The organism is Ornithinimicrobium pekingense DSM 21552, assembly GCF_000421185.1.
Taxonomy (GTDB): Bacteria; Actinomycetota; Actinomycetes; order Actinomycetales; family Dermatophilaceae; genus Ornithinicoccus; species Ornithinicoccus pekingensis.
The window spans coordinates 353,285-369,098 of the sequence record NZ_ATWJ01000007.1 but is presented as its reverse complement, the minus strand read 5'-3'; the positions used below and the strand labels follow the sequence as shown (position 1 = coordinate 369,098).

The 15,814-nt window shown below is 72.1% G+C and carries 14 protein-coding genes; all 14 read left to right on the top strand.

The window, feature by feature from the left end; translation table 11 throughout:
• Positions 1 to 48 precede the first annotated feature (48 nt).
• The 14 genes from K330_RS0103780 to K330_RS0103715 all read left to right on the top strand — a co-directional run bounded on the left by K330_RS0103780 (position 49) and on the right by K330_RS0103715 (position 15,813).
• A complete protein-coding gene (locus tag K330_RS0103780; RefSeq protein ID WP_156875677.1) occupies positions 49 to 672 on the top strand; it encodes a hypothetical protein in 624 nt (207 codons plus the stop codon).
• Between the two features lie 659 nt (positions 673 to 1,331).
• Positions 1,332 to 2,018: a LuxR C-terminal-related transcriptional regulator gene (locus K330_RS22465; protein ID WP_051145445.1), complete on the top strand. Its 687-nt coding sequence runs from the start codon at positions 1,332 to 1,334 to the stop codon at positions 2,016 to 2,018.
• 260 nt (positions 2,019 to 2,278) lie between these two features.
• Positions 2,279 to 4,102 (top strand): ATP-binding protein, encoded by a 1,824-nt coding sequence (locus K330_RS22460; RefSeq protein ID WP_022920526.1) that lies wholly within the window; start codon positions 2,279 to 2,281, stop codon positions 4,100 to 4,102.
• Positions 4,099 to 8,307 carry an eCIS core domain-containing protein gene (locus tag K330_RS22455; protein ID WP_022920525.1) on the top strand — a complete coding sequence of 1,403 codons (4,209 nt, stop codon included), beginning with the start codon at positions 4,099 to 4,101 and terminating at the stop codon, positions 8,305 to 8,307. Before K330_RS22460 ends, K330_RS22455 begins: the two co-directional genes overlap by 4 nt.
• Positions 8,304 to 9,212: a Pvc16 family protein gene (locus tag K330_RS22450; protein ID WP_022920524.1), complete on the top strand. Its 909-nt coding sequence runs from the start codon at positions 8,304 to 8,306 to the stop codon at positions 9,210 to 9,212. Before K330_RS22455 ends, K330_RS22450 begins: the two co-directional genes overlap by 4 nt.
• Positions 9,213 to 9,241: 29 nt before the next feature.
• Complete coding sequence (locus tag K330_RS0103755) at positions 9,242 to 11,206, top strand: phage tail sheath subtilisin-like domain-containing protein (RefSeq protein ID WP_022920523.1); 1,965 nt, start codon at positions 9,242 to 9,244, stop codon at positions 11,204 to 11,206.
• Between the two features lie 18 nt (positions 11,207 to 11,224).
• The gene (locus K330_RS0103750; protein WP_022920522.1) at positions 11,225 to 11,659 is read left to right on the top strand and encodes a phage tail protein; all 435 of its coding nucleotides are present in this window, start codon (positions 11,225 to 11,227) and stop codon (positions 11,657 to 11,659) included.
• Position 11,660: 1 nt separating this feature from the next.
• On the top strand, positions 11,661 to 12,047 hold the full coding sequence (locus K330_RS0103745) for a hypothetical protein (protein ID WP_022920521.1): 387 nt from the start codon (positions 11,661 to 11,663) through the stop codon (positions 12,045 to 12,047).
• An 8-nt stretch (positions 12,048 to 12,055) separates the two neighbouring features.
• Positions 12,056 to 12,184, top strand: a complete 129-nt coding sequence (locus K330_RS24470) for a DUF6760 family protein (protein ID WP_268238269.1) — start codon at positions 12,056 to 12,058, stop codon at positions 12,182 to 12,184.
• Positions 12,184 to 12,930: a hypothetical protein gene (locus tag K330_RS0103735; protein WP_022920519.1), complete on the top strand. Its 747-nt coding sequence runs from the start codon at positions 12,184 to 12,186 to the stop codon at positions 12,928 to 12,930. The genes K330_RS24470 and K330_RS0103735 overlap by 1 nt, the downstream gene beginning before the upstream one ends.
• On the top strand, positions 12,927 to 13,622 hold the full coding sequence (locus K330_RS0103730; protein WP_040657709.1) for a CIS tube protein: 696 nt from the start codon (positions 12,927 to 12,929) through the stop codon (positions 13,620 to 13,622). The genes K330_RS0103735 and K330_RS0103730 overlap by 4 nt, the downstream gene beginning before the upstream one ends.
• On the top strand, positions 13,619 to 14,842 hold the full coding sequence (locus K330_RS0103725) for a phage late control D family protein (RefSeq protein ID WP_022920517.1): 1,224 nt from the start codon (positions 13,619 to 13,621) through the stop codon (positions 14,840 to 14,842). The genes K330_RS0103730 and K330_RS0103725 overlap by 4 nt, the downstream gene beginning before the upstream one ends.
• Before the next feature lie 10 nt (positions 14,843 to 14,852).
• Positions 14,853 to 15,500, top strand: coding sequence for a phage baseplate assembly protein V (locus tag K330_RS0103720; RefSeq protein ID WP_022920516.1), 648 nt, complete (start codon positions 14,853 to 14,855; stop codon positions 15,498 to 15,500).
• Positions 15,501 to 15,534: 34 nt separating this feature from the next.
• Complete coding sequence (locus tag K330_RS0103715; protein ID WP_022920515.1) at positions 15,535 to 15,813, top strand: PAAR domain-containing protein; 279 nt, start codon at positions 15,535 to 15,537, stop codon at positions 15,811 to 15,813.
• The last annotated feature ends 1 nt before the right edge of the window (position 15,814 follow it).

Here is a 15,814-nt window from a genome sequence, read left to right as displayed (position 1 = left end):
CCCAGTGGTTTGGACGACATCAGGGCTGGACTGTCACAAAGCTCCCCCATGGCCAACGACATCACCCTCCGAAAGGCTGCAGTCGTGGTCTACGACCGCAGCTTCGGCAGCCGCCTCCCCCTAGACTATGTCCTCACCATCCGAGGCGTCGGTCCCGTTGTCATCGTCGAAGCTCCTCCAGCACGGGCACAGCTCGACAGACCACTGGGAAACGGCATGCAGTCTGTGATCCGTCCCGCGGACATGTCGCTATGGCCCGAAGGCTTCGTCGAGCCGTTGATCTCCCGGATCAGTGCACTGTCCCTCCGGCCGAGTTCGCACGAGGTGGGAGAACACTTGCGGTGCCTGACCGAGCAGGACAAGTATGCCGACCTTCTGCTCACCTGCCTGGCTCTGCTCGAGCACGACCTGAGGAGGGAGGATCTGCCAACCGCAGTACCGAGCAGCCCCACCGGGGGGGTCATGGCGCGCTTACGGGACCACTTCGGCGCTGATTACCAAGTGGTCATCGACGCAGTCGGTTTGCGTCATGAGCTCCTGCAGCATCGCCTCGCCGAGGGCCACACCCCGGATGCACCACAGGAGGCGGTGCAGTCGGTTCCCCAGAACCACCTGAACCACACTTCGTCCGCCCTGGCCGATGTGGTCCGCAGAAGGTATGGGATCCCGTAGCTGCCCCGCCGTGCTCGGACGCAGGCGAATTGTTGAGAGGAACTTGCGGTTGCGCACCCCCGGCGACCCAACCAGACGCGCAGGTCCCTCTTCGTCGGGTCGTCCACTAACCGAGACGAGTGCATCACCGCGTCTTCGCCACCAGCGTTCCTCCGTCAGGCCACTGCGGACCCTGACGTACCAGCTGGTGGTAGGCGGCAGGCGCAAGAACGCCGTGGGCTCCTCGCTGTCCAGATTGAGTCGCGGACCGGGCCGCATCGGAACTGTTCCTACCCATCGCAAAGCGTGGCCCGGCCCTTGCCGGCATCTTGACGCGAGGCACTCATACCCGGGTTGCGGCCCTGACGCGTCGGGCCCGTCGCTGGCGCTCGGAAACTCAACAGCTCCGCCGCGCCGTCACTGTCCAATCTCAACCGCCGTCGACAGGTCCCAGACCCTCTTCTTTGCGATAGACGTGCGAAACGGCGCAGAGACGCGCCAAGATGGCCTTCCAAGCGCTCGCCGGCCGCTCGCGTTCGCCCACCACTCCACTGGCTTCGCCCTGGACACCGGACCCCAAGTCGGCAATCCTGGGGGTCGGGCATCGGGATAAGTCAAGATCAGGCTCACCACACACCGACTTCGTCCACCTCACCCAGGCTGGTGGAGGGGAGGTCGCCTTGGGGATCGACGTTGTGCTTGTCGCGCCGGTGCGCGCCTACCGCGATGCTCTCGCCACGGCAATGAGCGCAGACCAAGAAGTCTCGGTTGTGGCTCATGCAGGCTCGGGCGCAGAGGCCTTGGCTTGCGTCACGCCATGCCAACCCGCTGTAGCCTTGCTCGACTTCGGAGTCGACGACCTCGTTCGTCTGGTGCCCGCGTTGCGCCGCACAGCGCCCACGATGCGGCTAGTGTGCTTCGGCATAGGGTTCGAAGCCACGCAGGCGGAGGCCGTCGTGCGGGTGGCCGAGGCGGGCGTCTGCGGATTCGTCGATGCCGACCAGCCACTGAGCGACGTGGTCACCTCCGTGAGGCTCGTCGTGCGAGGACAGTCGTCGTGCAGCCCACGCATCGCTGCGTTGCTGCTCCAAGCACTTCAGCGTCGGCCGGCGCCCCCAGCGTGGCCGCTAGCAATGGCGAACAAGACACCCGCCCTAACCCCACGCGAGCAAGTCGTGGCAGAGCTGGCAGCCTGCGGCCTGACGAACCGTCAGATCGCAGCCCGCCTCGTTCTTGGTGAGTCGACAGTAAAGACCCACGTCCATTCCATCCTCGCGAAGCTTGGGCTGCGGAGCCGAGACGAGATCGTCCTCAGCGGTGCCCTCCTACTTGGCGGGACGACCTCACCCGGTGGAGTGGAGATGTAGACACTGCTCCGCCCCCTACCTCCATCCCGCGTCACTCGCCACGGTGGAGGCGCCTCTCCCACCCTGGTCGAGATCGTGGAGAGGTGGAGGGCGCAGAGCGCTGCAGTGCCGACTCGTCGGCGGCCGAACCGGGTCGCGCCTCGGGTCACCGGTGGTCGCCCGACAGCCTGAACCTGGACCCCCTCGCCGTCTGGTGCGGAGAAGCCCTGCACCGAGCGGTCCACGGAAACCGTGAGGGCGCCGTGGCCGCCGGACCACCGATGCCCCAGCACCTGCGCACACCCCTGCGGCGCGGCGGCTTCGATGCTCTGGACGAGACGATCATCGCGCTCGCGCTCGCGCCCGAGCTCGACCCAGTCCTCGCGCAGGCCCTTACCGCCCTGACCGTCGGACTCGGGACCCCCTACCCGACGGCCGCCCTCATCGGAGACCTCGTCGGGGCGCACGGCACGCAGCGGGTGGAGTTAGCGGTGCGCCTGTGCGACGCGGGGCCATTGGCGCGCCTCGGCCTGCTCCACGTCATGTCACCGCTCTGCCCCGGCGGTGTCCCAAGAGGACCATCTCTGGTCGCCACCTGCGCCCCCAGCGCGGGCTTGCTGCGGTGGACCTTCGGGGTCACCCGGCTCGACCCCGCGCTGTTCCCCCGGGTACGGGACGACCTCCTAGCCCCGCAGCACCCGCCAGACGCCCGCGTCGCCGAGGCGCTCACGAGTGTGTTGTCCGACCCTGTCCCCAGCCTCATATCGCTCGTCGGTGGCCGGCCGGGCGACGCTCAGGCCACCGCCCTGTACGCGGCCGCACGGTCCGGCCGGGTAGTGCTATCCACCACCGCCGACGCGCTCGTCGACGCCAGCCTCGCGGCCCGTGTAGCGACGGAATCCCTCCTGCGCGACGCCGTCGTCGTCGTCACCGGCGACACCACTACAGTGCCACCCTCGCGGTGGGAGACCCTGGCGACGGTGGTGGTCGTCGGGTCCCACCCCGTCCTGGGGGACCACACCTCGCGACTCGTGAGCTCCCTGACGCTGGAGCGTCCCGCGTCCACCTCGCTCGGCGGCCATCTCGTCGACGTGCTCCGGGACCACGGATTGAGTGTTTCCGCGCCGGAGGCGCGCCGCATCGGCGGCTGGCGGCACCTGCGCCACGAGGACATCGGCCACCTCGTGGCCACGCTCAGCGCCCGCGCCGCCGGGCGGGGGCCGACGGACGACGCCCTGGCCGTGACCGCCGACGACCTCAGCGACGTCGCGGTCCGCGTCGTGGGCAACGACCTCGCGCGCCTCGCCACGCCGCTGGAGACCTCGCGCGACTGGAGCCAGCTGGTCCTGCCTGCGCCGTTGCGACGCGAGCTCACCGCGCTCGTGGAGCAGGCGGCGAGCCGCGCCGCGGTCCTGGACGAGTGCGGTTTCGGTGACCTGCCCGGGCAACCGCGTGGCGTCACGGCCGTCTTCGCCGGGCCGAGCGGCTCGGGCAAGACCCTCGCGTCGCGGCTGGTGGCCGGCGACCTCGGTCTCCCGCTCTACGCCGTCGACCTCGCGGCCACCGTGTCGAAGTACATCGGGGAGACCGAACGAAACCTCGACGCCCTGTTCGCTGCCGCGGAGAAGACCGACGCGGTGCTGCTCTTCGACGAGGCGGAGTCCCTGTTCGGCAAGCGGAGCGAGGTGCAGGACGCCCGGGACCGGTACGCCAACCTCGAGATATCCTTCCTGCTCCAGCGCATGGAGCGGTACGAGGGCGTGGCGATCCTCGCGACCAACCTCCTAGGGCATTTCGACGACGCCTTCGCGCGCCGGCTGTCCTTCTGCCTCCACTTCCCCTACCCCGACGAGGCGCAGCGGGCACGGATCTGGCGGGCCGTCTGGCCACCGCAGGTGGAGCTCGACGACGCCATCGACTTCGACGAGATCGCCGCCCGGCACCCGTTCTCGGGCGGGCACATCCGCAACGTCGCGCTCGCCTCGACGCATCTGGCCCACGGTCGCCTGGGAGTCGTCGACACCACCTGCCTGCTCGAGGCCATCGACCGCGAGTACGCCAAGCTCGGCCAGCTCCCCGACGTGGTCCCGGAGCCGGTCCCATGAGCGGCTCGCAGCGCAGCAGCGGCGGTGACGTCGCATTCCTCGACCCGCTCCGGGAGGAGCGCCGCCACCTCGAACCGCACGTGCGCACCGAGATGGAGGCGGCGCTCGGGGGCTCCTTCGGCGACGTCGTCGTCCATGCCGGGACGGCGAGCGGTGCCGCCGCCGGGCAGCTGGGAGCGGCGGCCTTCACGGTCGGCCGGCACGTCGTCTTCGGGCCGGGCGGGTATGACCCCGCGTCCCTGCGAGGGCGGACCCTGCTCGCGCACGAGCTCGCGCACGTCATCCAGCAGCGCCGGGGAGGTGGCGACCCCGACGCGGGCGAGCGTCTTCCGGCCGGCGCCCTTCCCCAGCACACATGGCCGGCAGAGACGCACGCGAACGACAGCGCGGGCAAGGCAGCTCTCGGGCACGCGGCCCCGGTGTCGGGGGTGGCGGCCGTCGGTGTGGCACGCCAGGACAAGGCCGAGGAGAAGTCCTGGTACCAGAGGGTCAAGGAGCAGGCGCTGACGGTCGCCCGCGACAAGACCATGCGCGCCCTCGGTACGGTCGAGGGAGTCGCCCTGGAGGGCGGGCAGATCGTCGACACGCTGCTCTGGCTGGAGGGCAAGAAGGTCGACCTAATCGACAAGGGCATCGACTACGCGGGTGACGTCGTCGGCCTGGACAAGTCGACGACGGCGGCCGTCAAGTCCTTCCAGGGGTCGGACTACAAGCGGCTCCGGGCGGCGGCGGCCGAGAAGGGCATGGTCGACCCCGACACGGGAGCGATCACCGTCTCCTCGGCCGTGACCGACGCGTTCACCGCCGTGGAGAAGAAGGCGAAGGCATCGGTGTTCGCCGACGCGCCGGCCGAGACCGGGTTCCTCACCGAGCGAGAGCTCGGTCAGATCGAGGGCTCGATCGGCACCCAGGCCGCCCTCGCGACCGTGGGGGTCACCGAGGTCAAGGCCCTCCTCAAGGTGCTCGGCAGCGCGGGTGCGGTCAAGGCCATCACCGACGCCTACGAACGCAACCCCGAGGGCTTCGCGCTCAGCAAGGACTTCTGGGTGGCTGTCGGTCAGGGCGCACTCCACCTCATCGGCCTCAAGGCCGCCACGTCGGGGCAGAAGCTCCTCGCCCTCGCGGTGACCATCGGCACCAACGTCCTGTCGACGGGGTCGCAGATCGCCGACCTGCGGACGGCTCTGGCGCTGCCCGCCGGGGAGGCGCGCGACGCGGCGGTCAAGCAGGCGGTGGCCGGGCTGGTCAAGGCGCTCGCCAGCGCCGTCCAGGACGCCATCAGCCACCACGCCCAGAAGGGCGGCAACACGCCGCCGAGCGGGGGGACGCCGCAGAAGACGCCGGCCACCGGGCCAGACGCGAACGCCCCCAAGGTGCCGGGCACCACGCCGGAGGCGATGGTCCCGAAGGCACCCGCGCCGACGACAGACACCGCAGCATCCTCGCCTCCCGGAGCCATCGCTGCCCCGGCGCCGGCCGTGACGCTCAAACCCGCACTCGTAGAGCCCGCCGCAGCGAAGCCCGCGCCCGGGAAGCCGACCACCGCTGAGCCCACCGCAGCCAAGCCCGCCGCCGCGCCGGCAGTCACGGTCGCGGAGTCCGCGGCTCCGAAGCCGGCTGCCGCGCCCGCAGTTGCTGTCGCCGAGCCCGCCGCCGCCAAGCCGGCAGCCAAGCGCGCAGCGTCCACCACGACCACGCCCACGCCCACGCCCACGCCCACGCCCACGCCCGCAGCCGCGCTCGTCGAGCCCGCCGCGCCGGCGAAGTCCACCGCGAAGCCGGCGCCTGCGACGGCGACGCCCCCGGTCACCGCCCTGCCGCAGGGCCCACCGCCCAGCGCATCCATACCGGAGCCTGCCGCGGCAGCCGCCCGGAAGCCGGGTGGGGCGAAGACGAGACGACGCACCAGCACCAAGCCGGCCGAGCCGCGTCGGCAGTCGGGAGCACCGGCGCGGCCGAAGGTGGGTGATGCCGGGAAGGGCGGTTCCAAGCCGACGGCCGCGGGCACTCCCGTCACCAAGCCCACGGCTCCGGCGCGCCCGGCCGGCAAGACGAGGGCACCCGCGAAGCCGGGGACGTCCACCGCGCCGGCCGCGGAGCCGGCGACGGGCGCGACCACGAAGAAGGGCGCAGCCCGGCCCACGACGCCGACAGCCCCCGCGGCCAAGCCCACGACGACGACCAAGCCGAAGCCGGCCTCCAAGCCCAAGACGCCGAGCCCGCCCACGATCGCCGCCAAACCCAGCACGGCCGCCAAGCCCGCGGGCCCCGCCAAGCCCACGACCGCGGTCAAGCCCGCAGCCCCGGGCAAGCCCAAGACGCCGGCCAAGCCCAAGGCCGCGACCAAGCCGAAGGCGACGGTGGGCTCCAAGGCGCCCGCGAAGCCCAAGGCGGCGGCCAAGCCGAAGACCGCGGCGAGCCCGAAGCCGGCGACGAAGCCCAAGACCGCCGGCAAGCCCAAGACCGCGTCCAAGGCGGCGTCCACGGCAGGTGCTCCGGCGGCGAAGGCGACGGCCGCACCCAAGGCGCCGGGCACATCGACAGCATCCAGCAAGCCCAAGGCGGCGACCAAGCCCAAGGCGACGACGAAGCCGAAGCCGGCGAGCAAGCCGAAGGCGCCCAGCAAGCCCAAGTCGACGTCGCCGAAGAAGCCCCGGGTGAAGCGCACCGGGGTGGCCAAGGCACTGGGCCAGCTGGAGTACGCGTTCGCGAAGGAGCGGGCCACGATCTGGAAGCAGAAGGCCCTCGAGGAGCTGGCGCTGCGACAGAAGACGCCACAACCGCCCAAACCAAGCGCGGCGGCGAAGAAGACCCCCGCGCCGAAGCCGAAGACCGTCAAGCCGCCGGAGGGGTGGGTGCCCGGGCCGCAGGACTGGGACAAGACCAACCCCAAGCCGTGGCAGGACTTCGGCAAGCCCAAGCTTCCCCAGGACCTCGTCGACCCGATCAAGGACCTCAGCCCCAAGGAGCTGGCGAAGGTCGCCAAGACCGGGAAGATGCCCAAGCGGCTCGAGGCGCAGATCGAGCACGCGCGCATCCCGCAACGCGTCGCCAAGGAGCTCGTCAAGGCGGGCGTCCCCGTCCAGGACGCCATCCGCCTGAGCAAGCTCACCGACAAGAGCAACCTCCTGCCCACCCACCGCGAGTTCCACGCCGTCGTCGACCAGTACGCGAAGAAGAAGGGGCCCTACGACGTCCTCGACGAGCGCAAGCGCCTGCCGCTCGGCAGCGCCACCAAGGAGGAGCTCGCGGCGATCGAGGCGGCCCTGAAGAAGCCCGGTGTCGACCTCGACAGCGAGGCGGGGAAGAAGCTGAGCGGGTGGGTGAAGGATGCCCAGGACCGCTGGAAGGGCCCCGACCCCACGCCGGCACCACCGTCGGGCGCGGCTCCCTCGCCCGCGCCGACCCACGGCCACGGCCACGTCGCACCCGCGGCCATGGACCTCCCCGCCGTCCCGAAGACAGGCGCTGCGTCCGTCCCGACGAAGACCGGTGCGCTCGCGACCGACCTGCCCGCCGTCCCGAAGACAGGCGCTGCGTCCGTCCCGACGAAGACCGGTGCGCTCGCCCCGGACCTCCCCACCGCAGCGGTCCCGAAAGTGGCTGACGTCCCGGTCCCGACCGGTTCGCACACGCCGCACCCGCGCCTCGACGTGCCCTCGCCGCACGGTCCGCACCCGACGAAGGGCGGCCGGGGCAAGGGCGGTGGCAAGCTGGCCGCGCTGATCGCCGGCGGGACCTACGCCGCGACGGGCGACGTCGGTGCCGCCCTCCAGACGCTCAACCCCGCCGCCAACACCGCGGACGCCATCCTGCGCGGCGCCGACGGCTTCGAGATCGCCGGGGCCGTCGCCAAGGACGTCGTCAGCCTCACCCTGGCGGGTGCGATCGTCACGACCGTGTGGGACCTCACGGCCCCGCGCGGCGGCTTCCCGCAGAACCCGGCTCTTACCAAGCAGGCGCTCGACGCGGGGCGCAACCCGTTCTGCGAGCAGTGCCACGGCCCGGGCGGGCTCCTCGACACGGCCGCCGCCGAGCGTCGGCGGCTGACCGAGCTTCGCTTCCAGGTGCTGAACGAGGCGGACGCCCCGAGCCTCACCCCGCGGGACGTCACCCAGTTCCACCAGCTGCACATGTCGCGTACCGACGCCGAGCAGGACGCTCTGCGGGAGTACATCGAGAACCTCCAGCAGGTGTCCCCGTGATCGAGCACCTCGACGCCGTCATCCGCGCCACCGTCGTCGCCGAGCTCCCGCAGCTGTCCGGCAAGGTCGGGTTCCAGCCGCCCGACGACGCCTGGCGCCAACGCGTCGGCGCGGGCACCGGGGTCTGGCTCAACTGCGCCCTCGTCGACCTCCGCGAGAACAGGGAGCGGCGCACCACGGGGGTCAGGGTCGAACGCGACCCGGTCCGCCGGGTGCGTCCACCGTTCCTCCTCCAGTGCCACTACCTCCTCAGCGCCTGGAACAGCGCCAAGGACTCCGACGCGGTCGAGGCGAGCGTGCAGGAGCACGCGCTGCTGGGCCGCGTCATCGCCGCCCTCCTCGACCGCTCGCCCCTGACGCCCGCCGAGGTGCTCCTGCCCGGGGACCTCGCCACGCTGCCGGTGGCGTGGCGAGAGACCTCCTTCGACACCGAGCTGCTGCCACCCGAAGGGTTCCCCAAGATCGCCGAGTACTGGGGAACCATGGGCCGCACGTCACCCTGGCGCCCGGTCGCGTGGCTGGCGGTCACCGTCCCCGTCAGCCCCGCCCCCACCACCGTCGACGGCGTCGTCACGAGCATCGTCGGCTCCTTCCTCGGCAGCACCCGCCCACCACACGCACCGACGGAGACGCTCCTCGACGTCGGCGGCGTCGTCCTGGACGCCACGGGCACGCACGCCGCCTCACCCCTGGCCGTCCCCGAGGCCACCGTCACGCTCTCCGACGGCGCGGGCCACCTCCTGGCACACAGCACCACGGGCCGGGACGGCCGCTTCGTCTTCGCCGGAGTCCCGCCCGGCACCGTCCGCCTGACGGCGCGGGCAGCCGGCCTGCCGGCGCTCTCCCGCAGCACGCTCACCGTTCCGGCCCAGCTCGACGGGCCGGTCACGCTCACGTTCACCTGACCGGCCCAGCCCCGAAAGGACAGTCCACCATGGCGATCCAGGTCTCTTATCCCGGCGTCTACATCGACGAGTACGAACCGGCAGCACCGATCGAGGGCGTCTCCACCAGCATCGCCGCCTTCATCGGGATCGCCGAGCGCGGCCCCATCGGCGAACCCCGGCTGGTCACCAGTCTGGACGCCTTCACCGCGCTGTTCGGCGGGCCGGTCGCCGCAGCCACGCCCTACTTCATGCCGCTCGCCGTCGAGGGCTTCTTCCGCAACGGCGGCACCACGGCGTTCGTCCTGCGGGTGGGCACCGGCAGCCCCGCGAAGGCCGAGCTGTCCACCGCCGGGGCCCCCGGAACGCTCCTCGCCAGGCTCCACGCCGTCGAGGAGGGCCCCGCCGGTGAGGGTGGCTCCGTCACGGTCACCCACACGAGTGCCCTGGCGGACGCGTTCACCGCGGCCGGCGCGGGCACCGCCGCGAAGGCGCACCGTGCCAGCACCACGGTCAAGGCCAAGATCGACGCCACCCGTCGCCAGGTCCAGGTCAACGACTCCAGCGGCTTCCAGCCCGGTGACGCCGTCGTCCTCACCGACGCGGCCGACCCCACCAAGACCGCGTCACTCACGGTCGCGAGCGTGACACCCGGCATCGTCCGGTTCACCTCCTCGGCCGCGGGGATCGTCGACTTCAACGGCGGTTCGCTCACGACCGCGGACCTCCAGCCCGGCACCACCGTCGTGCGACTGACCGTCCCCCCGGCCGTCAGCCTCCGTGCCCAGGTCCCCGGTGGATCCGTCGTCATGATCACCGACGGGACGGACACCGAGTGGGGAACGGTCACCGAGGTCCGCGCCGACGGCATCACCCTGGCGCAGCCGCTCACCAAGTCCTACGACATCACCCAGACGACCGTGGCGACGGCGGAGCTCACCCTCGACATCGCCGACCCGGGCGGCACCACCCGCAGCTACCCCGGCCTGTCGACGTCGCGTCTCCACCAGGCCTGGTGGGGCTCGGCCGTCGAGAACCCCTACGCCCGGCTCACAGTCATCCCGGACGTCTTCCCCACCGGAGACCCGCGACCCGCGGCGGGGACGACGTCCGTCACCGGGGCGGTCCTCGACCAGCCCGCGGCGTCCTGGACCAAGGTGCGTACCGACATCACCGCCCACCTCGCCCTCCTCGCCCCGATCGACGAGATCAGCATCGTCACCGTCCCCGGCCTCACCGACATCCCTGCCCAGCAGGCGGTCGTCGAGCACTGCGAGCTGCTCTTCGACAGGGTCGCCGTCCTCGACGCCGCCAAGGGCAGCGACCTCATAACCGTCAAGACCCAGCGAGCCGCCCTCACCGGCACCCTCGACAAGGGCTTCGCGGCCCTGTACTACCCGTGGATCTCGGTGTTCGACCCCTCCCGCAAGGACCAGGTGCTCCAGCCGCCGTCGGGTCACATCGCCGGGATCTACGCCCAGACCGACGCGCGCCGGGGCGTCCACAAGGCCCCGGCCAACGTCGGCGTCGCCGGGGCCTCGGGGGTCGAGCGTCGCCTCACCGACACCGACCAGGGCGTCATCAACCTCGACGGCACCAACGCGATCCGCGTCCTTCCCGGGCGCGGGCAACCGGTCGTCTGGGGCGCACGGACGACGGCGGGCAACCGCAACTGGCAGTACGTAAACATCCGCAGACTCTTCCTCTACCTCGAGGAGTCCATCCAGGAGGGTCTGCGCGGCAGCGTCTTCGAGCCCAACGACACGGGGCTGTGGGAGCGGGTCAAGCGCACGGTCACCGAGTTCCTCACCCGCACGTGGCGGGACGGGGCGCTGTTCGGTGAGACGGCCAAGGACGCGTTCTTCGTCCGCATCGACGACGTGCTCAACCCGCCGGCGACGCGCAAGCTCGGCCGGCTCTACATCGAGATCGGCGTCCAGCCGGTCTACCCGGCCGAGTTCATCATCGTCCGCATCGGGATCTGGGACGGCGGCGCCGAGGCCGCCGAGTCCTGACCATAGGAAGGAAGCACCATGACCGCCGCCACGCCAGACCCGTTCGTCAACTACAACTACCTCGTCGAGATCGACGGCATCGCCCGCGGGGCCTTCCAGGAGGTCAGCGGCCTGGACTCGACCATCGACGTCATCGAGCACCGTGAGGGCGGGGCCAACGCGACCCCGCACAAGCTCGCCGGCCAGACGAAGTACAGCAACATCGTCCTTCGCTGGGGCATGACGCTGGACAACCAGCTCTTCCAGTGGCACCGCAGCGTCGTCGACGGCTCCATCGACCGCCGCAACGGCTCGGTGGTCCTGCTCGACCGCCGGGGCACCGAGGTGGCCCGCTGGAACTTCGTGCGTGCGTGGCCGACGAAGTACACGGCTCCCACGCTCTCGGCCGAGGGCTCCGACGTCGCGATCGAGTCAGTCGAGCTCGTCCACGAGGGTCTGGACAGGGTGAGCTGACATGCTCCAGATCGAGCACGACTTCACGCTCCCCGTCGGCCTCCTCGGACAGGACGGCGGGCTCCACCGGCAGGGCACCATGCGGCTTGCGACGGCGGCCGACGAGATCCTGCCGCTCCAGGACCCCCGCGTGCAGCGCAACCCGGCCTACCTCACGGTCATCCTGCTCAGCCGGGTCGTCACCGCCCTCGACGGCGTCGAGCGCGTGACGCCGGCGACCATCGAGTCGCTCTTCGCCGCGGACCTCACCCACCTGCAGCGCCTCTACGACCGGATCAACGACGTCGAGGACCCCGCCCCCCGCGGCCGGTGCCCCTCGTGCGGGGAGGAGCTGGCCGACGACCTCGAACGCCTGGGGGAACGCGTGCCTACCCCGTCGGCGAGCTGAGGGCCGAGATGGCCTTCCTCGCCTACCACCTGCACTGGCCCCTGGCCGAGCTGCTCGACCTGCCGCACCGCGAGCGCCGCGCCTGGGTCCACGAGGTCTCCGCGATCAACACCACCCTCAACGCCCAGGAGGCGTGATGCGCCAGTCCCGGCCCCGGAGGTCGCCGGTCGAGCGTGCCGCGAGGTTCGCGGCCGCGGTCCGGCGGCGCCACCGGCCGGACCGCCGCGCGCCCGGCCCGGCCCGGGCGACCGACGCGCCCCCCTCGGCCGACCTCGTCCTCCGGCGCCACCCGGGGACGAGGGAACGTCACCACTGGCACACCGCTGCCGCGCGGCGCTGGGACGTGCGGGTCGGCCTCGCGCTCACCCTGGCCACCGCGCCGGCGGCGGGTGGGGCCCGTGGGACCACGCGCCCCGGCCAGGCGGGCCACGCCGTTCCGGCGCCCGCCCGGCCCGTGCCGACGACGCGGCTCGTGCTCCGCTCGCTGCGCGGCTCCCCCGCCGGTGCCGGGCAGCCGCTCGCCCGCGCTCAGAACAGCCGGCCGAGCGACCCGGTGCGGCGGACGCGGGCTCGGGTGACTGCCGTGAGCGGTCAGCCACCGCGCGGGCACGTCCCGTCGTCGGCCCCCGGCGCCCGGCCGGTGGCGATGGTCCACCGCGCCCCCACGCCGTCGTCGGCCTCCCCCGCGCCACGCGTCGAGCCGGCGCCACCCGGGCTCTCGGTCCACTGGGCCGACCCGACCGGCACGAGGGCCCCCACCCCGCCGGCGCCCGGCGCGACCCCGATGACGCTCGCCGACCTGCCCGGGGTCGTCGAGCGGGTCGTCACCGAGATCGACCGGCGGGTCGCCGCCGCCCGCGAGCGCAAGGGGTGGACGGCATGACCGGGCTCGAGCGCGCCACCCTGACCAACACCGTCACCGGCAGGCGGACCACGGTGCAGTTCAACCCCGAGGAGTACACGCTCAACCGGGAGTCCTCCTTCGCCCAGCTCACCGTGCCCGGGCTGTCCGCACCGATCGTGCAGTTCGTCGCGGGGAACGCGCAGACCGTCGAGCTCGAGCTGCTCGTCGACACCACCGTGGACTCCCCGGCCGGGGGGCCGGGCTCCGACGTGCGCGCGCTCGTCGGCCAGGTCACCGCGCTCATGGACATCGACCCCGGCCTGCACGCCCCGCCACCGGTGATCTTCGCCTGGGGCAAGTTCACCTTCACCTGCGTCGTCACCCGGGTCGCCCAGAAGTACGTCCTCTTCCGGGCCGACGGGACCCCCGTCCGCGCCCGGCTCACCGTCGGGCTCAGCGAGTACCGCAACGCCGAGCTCGAGGCCAAGCAGGTCAAGCGGCAGACGGTCGACTACACCAAGGTCCACGTCGTCGCCGAGGGCGAGACCCTGCCGCTCGTCGCGTACCGCGAGCTCGCCGACCCGACGGCGTGGCGCGCCATCGCCATCCGCAACGGGATCACCGACCCGCGGCGGCTGGCCACCGCCGCCGTCCTGTCCGTCCCCCGGCTGCCCTACACCGACCCGAGCGGCGTCGTGCACACCGCCGACGCGCGACGGGAGGAGTCGTGAGTGCGACCCCGAGCTACGCCCCCGAGATCCGGCTGCTGCTCGACGGCCGGCCGGTGCCGGCGACGCTGCGCGCGTCCATCACGTCGGTGAGCGCGACGTGCGGCTTCGGCGACGCCGACCGGCTGGAGGTCGCGCTGGCCAACGAGGCGCTGCGCTGGCTCGACCACGACCTGCTGCGCCTGGACACCACGGCCGAGCTGTGGCTCGGATACTCCCCCGACCAGCCCGAGCGGATCTTCGCCGGCGAGGTGGTCGGCAGCGAGGCGACCTTCCCGAGCAGCGGCATGCCGACACTCACGGTCGTCGCCCAGGACCGGCGCACCCGGCTCGCGGCCGCGCAACCCTCCCGGTGGTTCGGGATCCCGGTGCCGACGCTGGGCATCATGCCCCTGCCCGACATCGCCGTCGCGCCGCTGCTCGCCCTCGAGCACGGGCTGCTGCCCAGCATCGACCCGCTCGGCGGCCTCCTCTCGGCGGCCCTCGGCGCCGTCGAGGCCGTGCTGTCCATCGACGATCCCACCCTGCGGCAGCGGATCGTGCGCAAGCAGGCCGACGAGACCTCCCTCGACCTCCTCAAGCGCATCGCGGCCGAGAACGCCTGGGAGATCGTCATCGACCACGAGGCCAGCCCCGGCGGGCTCGTCCTGCGCCTCATGTCCCCGGCGGCGCACATCGCCCCGGAGGTCACCCTGCGCTACGGACACTCGCTCATCGAGTTCCAGCCGCGGGTGAGCTCGGTCGGCCAGGTCGCCAAGGTCAGCGCCCGCGTGTGGCAGCCGTCCATCAGGCTCGAGCTCACCATCACCGTCGGCTACGACTGGGACCGCCAGTCCCTCGAGCTCGAGGTCACGCCCGGCTTCGGCATCCCCGTCGGCGGCGGGACCGCCGTCACGCTGGTCGACGAGCCCCTCTCCCCCGCCAACGCCGCCCGCGTCGTCCTCGGCAAGCTGCTGCCGGTCCTCAACAAGCGGCTGACGGCCCGCGCCACCTGCGTCGGCACCACCGCGATCCGCGCGGGCCACGTCCTGCGCATCGAGGGTGTCGGGGAGACCTACGGCGGGCTGTGGCGGGTCACCTCCGTCACCCAGCGCATCGACAGCGGTGGCTGGCGCACCGACGTCGAGCTCCGCAAGGAGATCTGGTTCGGGTCAGTCCCACCCGCCTCCCAGGGCGCGGTGCGAGTACAGGGCGGGCTGCTCTCGCTGCCCGCCGGAGGATGAGGAGGACGTCATGGGACTGCTGGACCTGCTCGGCGACGACGACCGCGCCACCGACAGCCGCCGCCTCGGCGTCGTCCGTGGCGAGGTCACCGAGAACACCGACCTCACCATGCAGGGGCGCGTGCGCGTCAAGTTCCCCACCATCCCGGGTATCGAGCCGTGGGCCAGCGTCTGCGCCCCGTTCGCCGGTGACGGCTACGGGCTGTGGTGCATGCCGCAGGTCGGGGACGTCGTCGTCGTCGCCTTCGAGAACGGCGACCTCAACTGGCCGCTGGTCGTCGGCAGCGTGTGGGACTCGAGCAACCGGCCGCCGGTCGACCTGCCCACCGACGCGGTGACCAAGCGCGTGCTGCGCACGCCGATGGGGCACGAGCTCGTGCTCGACGACCTCGAGGCGACGGTGACGATCACGCACGTCGCCGGGCACACCATCACGATGTCGGTCGACGAGGTGAGCATCGAGCTCAAGGGCGGGGTCGGCTCGGTCACGCTGTCGCTGCCCGGCCGGGCGGAGGTCTCGGCGAAGGTGTCGGCGGACGTCAAGGCGGGCAGGACGAGCGTCAAGGGCGACGCCACCCTCGACCTGTCCGGCACGACGACGAGCCTCACCGGCGACACCACCTGCAAGGTCACGGGCGGCCTCGTGACGATCAACTGACCCGCCACCCGCCAGCACCCGAAGGAGGAAGCCCATGCCACCCGCAGCCCGCGTCGGTGACACGACCGGTCACCCCGGCACGGTCACCGGCCCCGGTGTCACGACCGTCCTCATCGGCGGCATGCCCGCCGTCGTCATGGGCGACATGCACGCGTGCGCCTTCCCACCGCCGGCCAGCCACCCCCCGACGCCGTTCACCAAGGGCAGCGCCACCGTGCTCATCGGCGGCCGGCCGGCCGTGCGGATGGGTGACATGGCCGGGTGCGGGGCACCGATCGTCGTCGGGTGCATGACCGTGATGGTGGGTGGGTGAG

Bases quoted from the DNA above. Each gene is read 5' to 3' on its own strand.
- K330_RS0103715 (WP_022920515.1), top strand. From the start codon at position 15,535: ATGCCACCCGCAGCCCGCGTCGGTGACACGACCGGTCACCCCGGCACG.
- K330_RS0103750 (WP_022920522.1), top strand. From the start codon at position 11,225: ATGACCGCCGCCACGCCAGACCCGTTCGTCAACTACAACTACCTCGTC.
- K330_RS22460 (WP_022920526.1), top strand. From the start codon at position 2,279: ATGCCCCAGCACCTGCGCACACCCCTGCGGCGCGGCGGCTTCGATGCT.
- K330_RS0103745 (WP_022920521.1), top strand. From the start codon at position 11,661: ATGCTCCAGATCGAGCACGACTTCACGCTCCCCGTCGGCCTCCTCGGA.
- K330_RS0103720 (WP_022920516.1), top strand. From the start codon at position 14,853: ATGGGACTGCTGGACCTGCTCGGCGACGACGACCGCGCCACCGACAGC.
- K330_RS0103780 (WP_156875677.1), top strand. From the start codon at position 49: ATGGCCAACGACATCACCCTCCGAAAGGCTGCAGTCGTGGTCTACGAC.
- K330_RS0103730 (WP_040657709.1), top strand. From the start codon at position 12,927: ATGACCGGGCTCGAGCGCGCCACCCTGACCAACACCGTCACCGGCAGG.
- K330_RS0103755 (WP_022920523.1), top strand. From the start codon at position 9,242: ATGGCGATCCAGGTCTCTTATCCCGGCGTCTACATCGACGAGTACGAA.
- K330_RS24470 (WP_268238269.1), top strand. From the start codon at position 12,056: ATGGCCTTCCTCGCCTACCACCTGCACTGGCCCCTGGCCGAGCTGCTC.
- K330_RS0103735 (WP_022920519.1), top strand. From the start codon at position 12,184: ATGCGCCAGTCCCGGCCCCGGAGGTCGCCGGTCGAGCGTGCCGCGAGG.
- K330_RS22455 (WP_022920525.1), top strand. From the start codon at position 4,099: ATGAGCGGCTCGCAGCGCAGCAGCGGCGGTGACGTCGCATTCCTCGAC.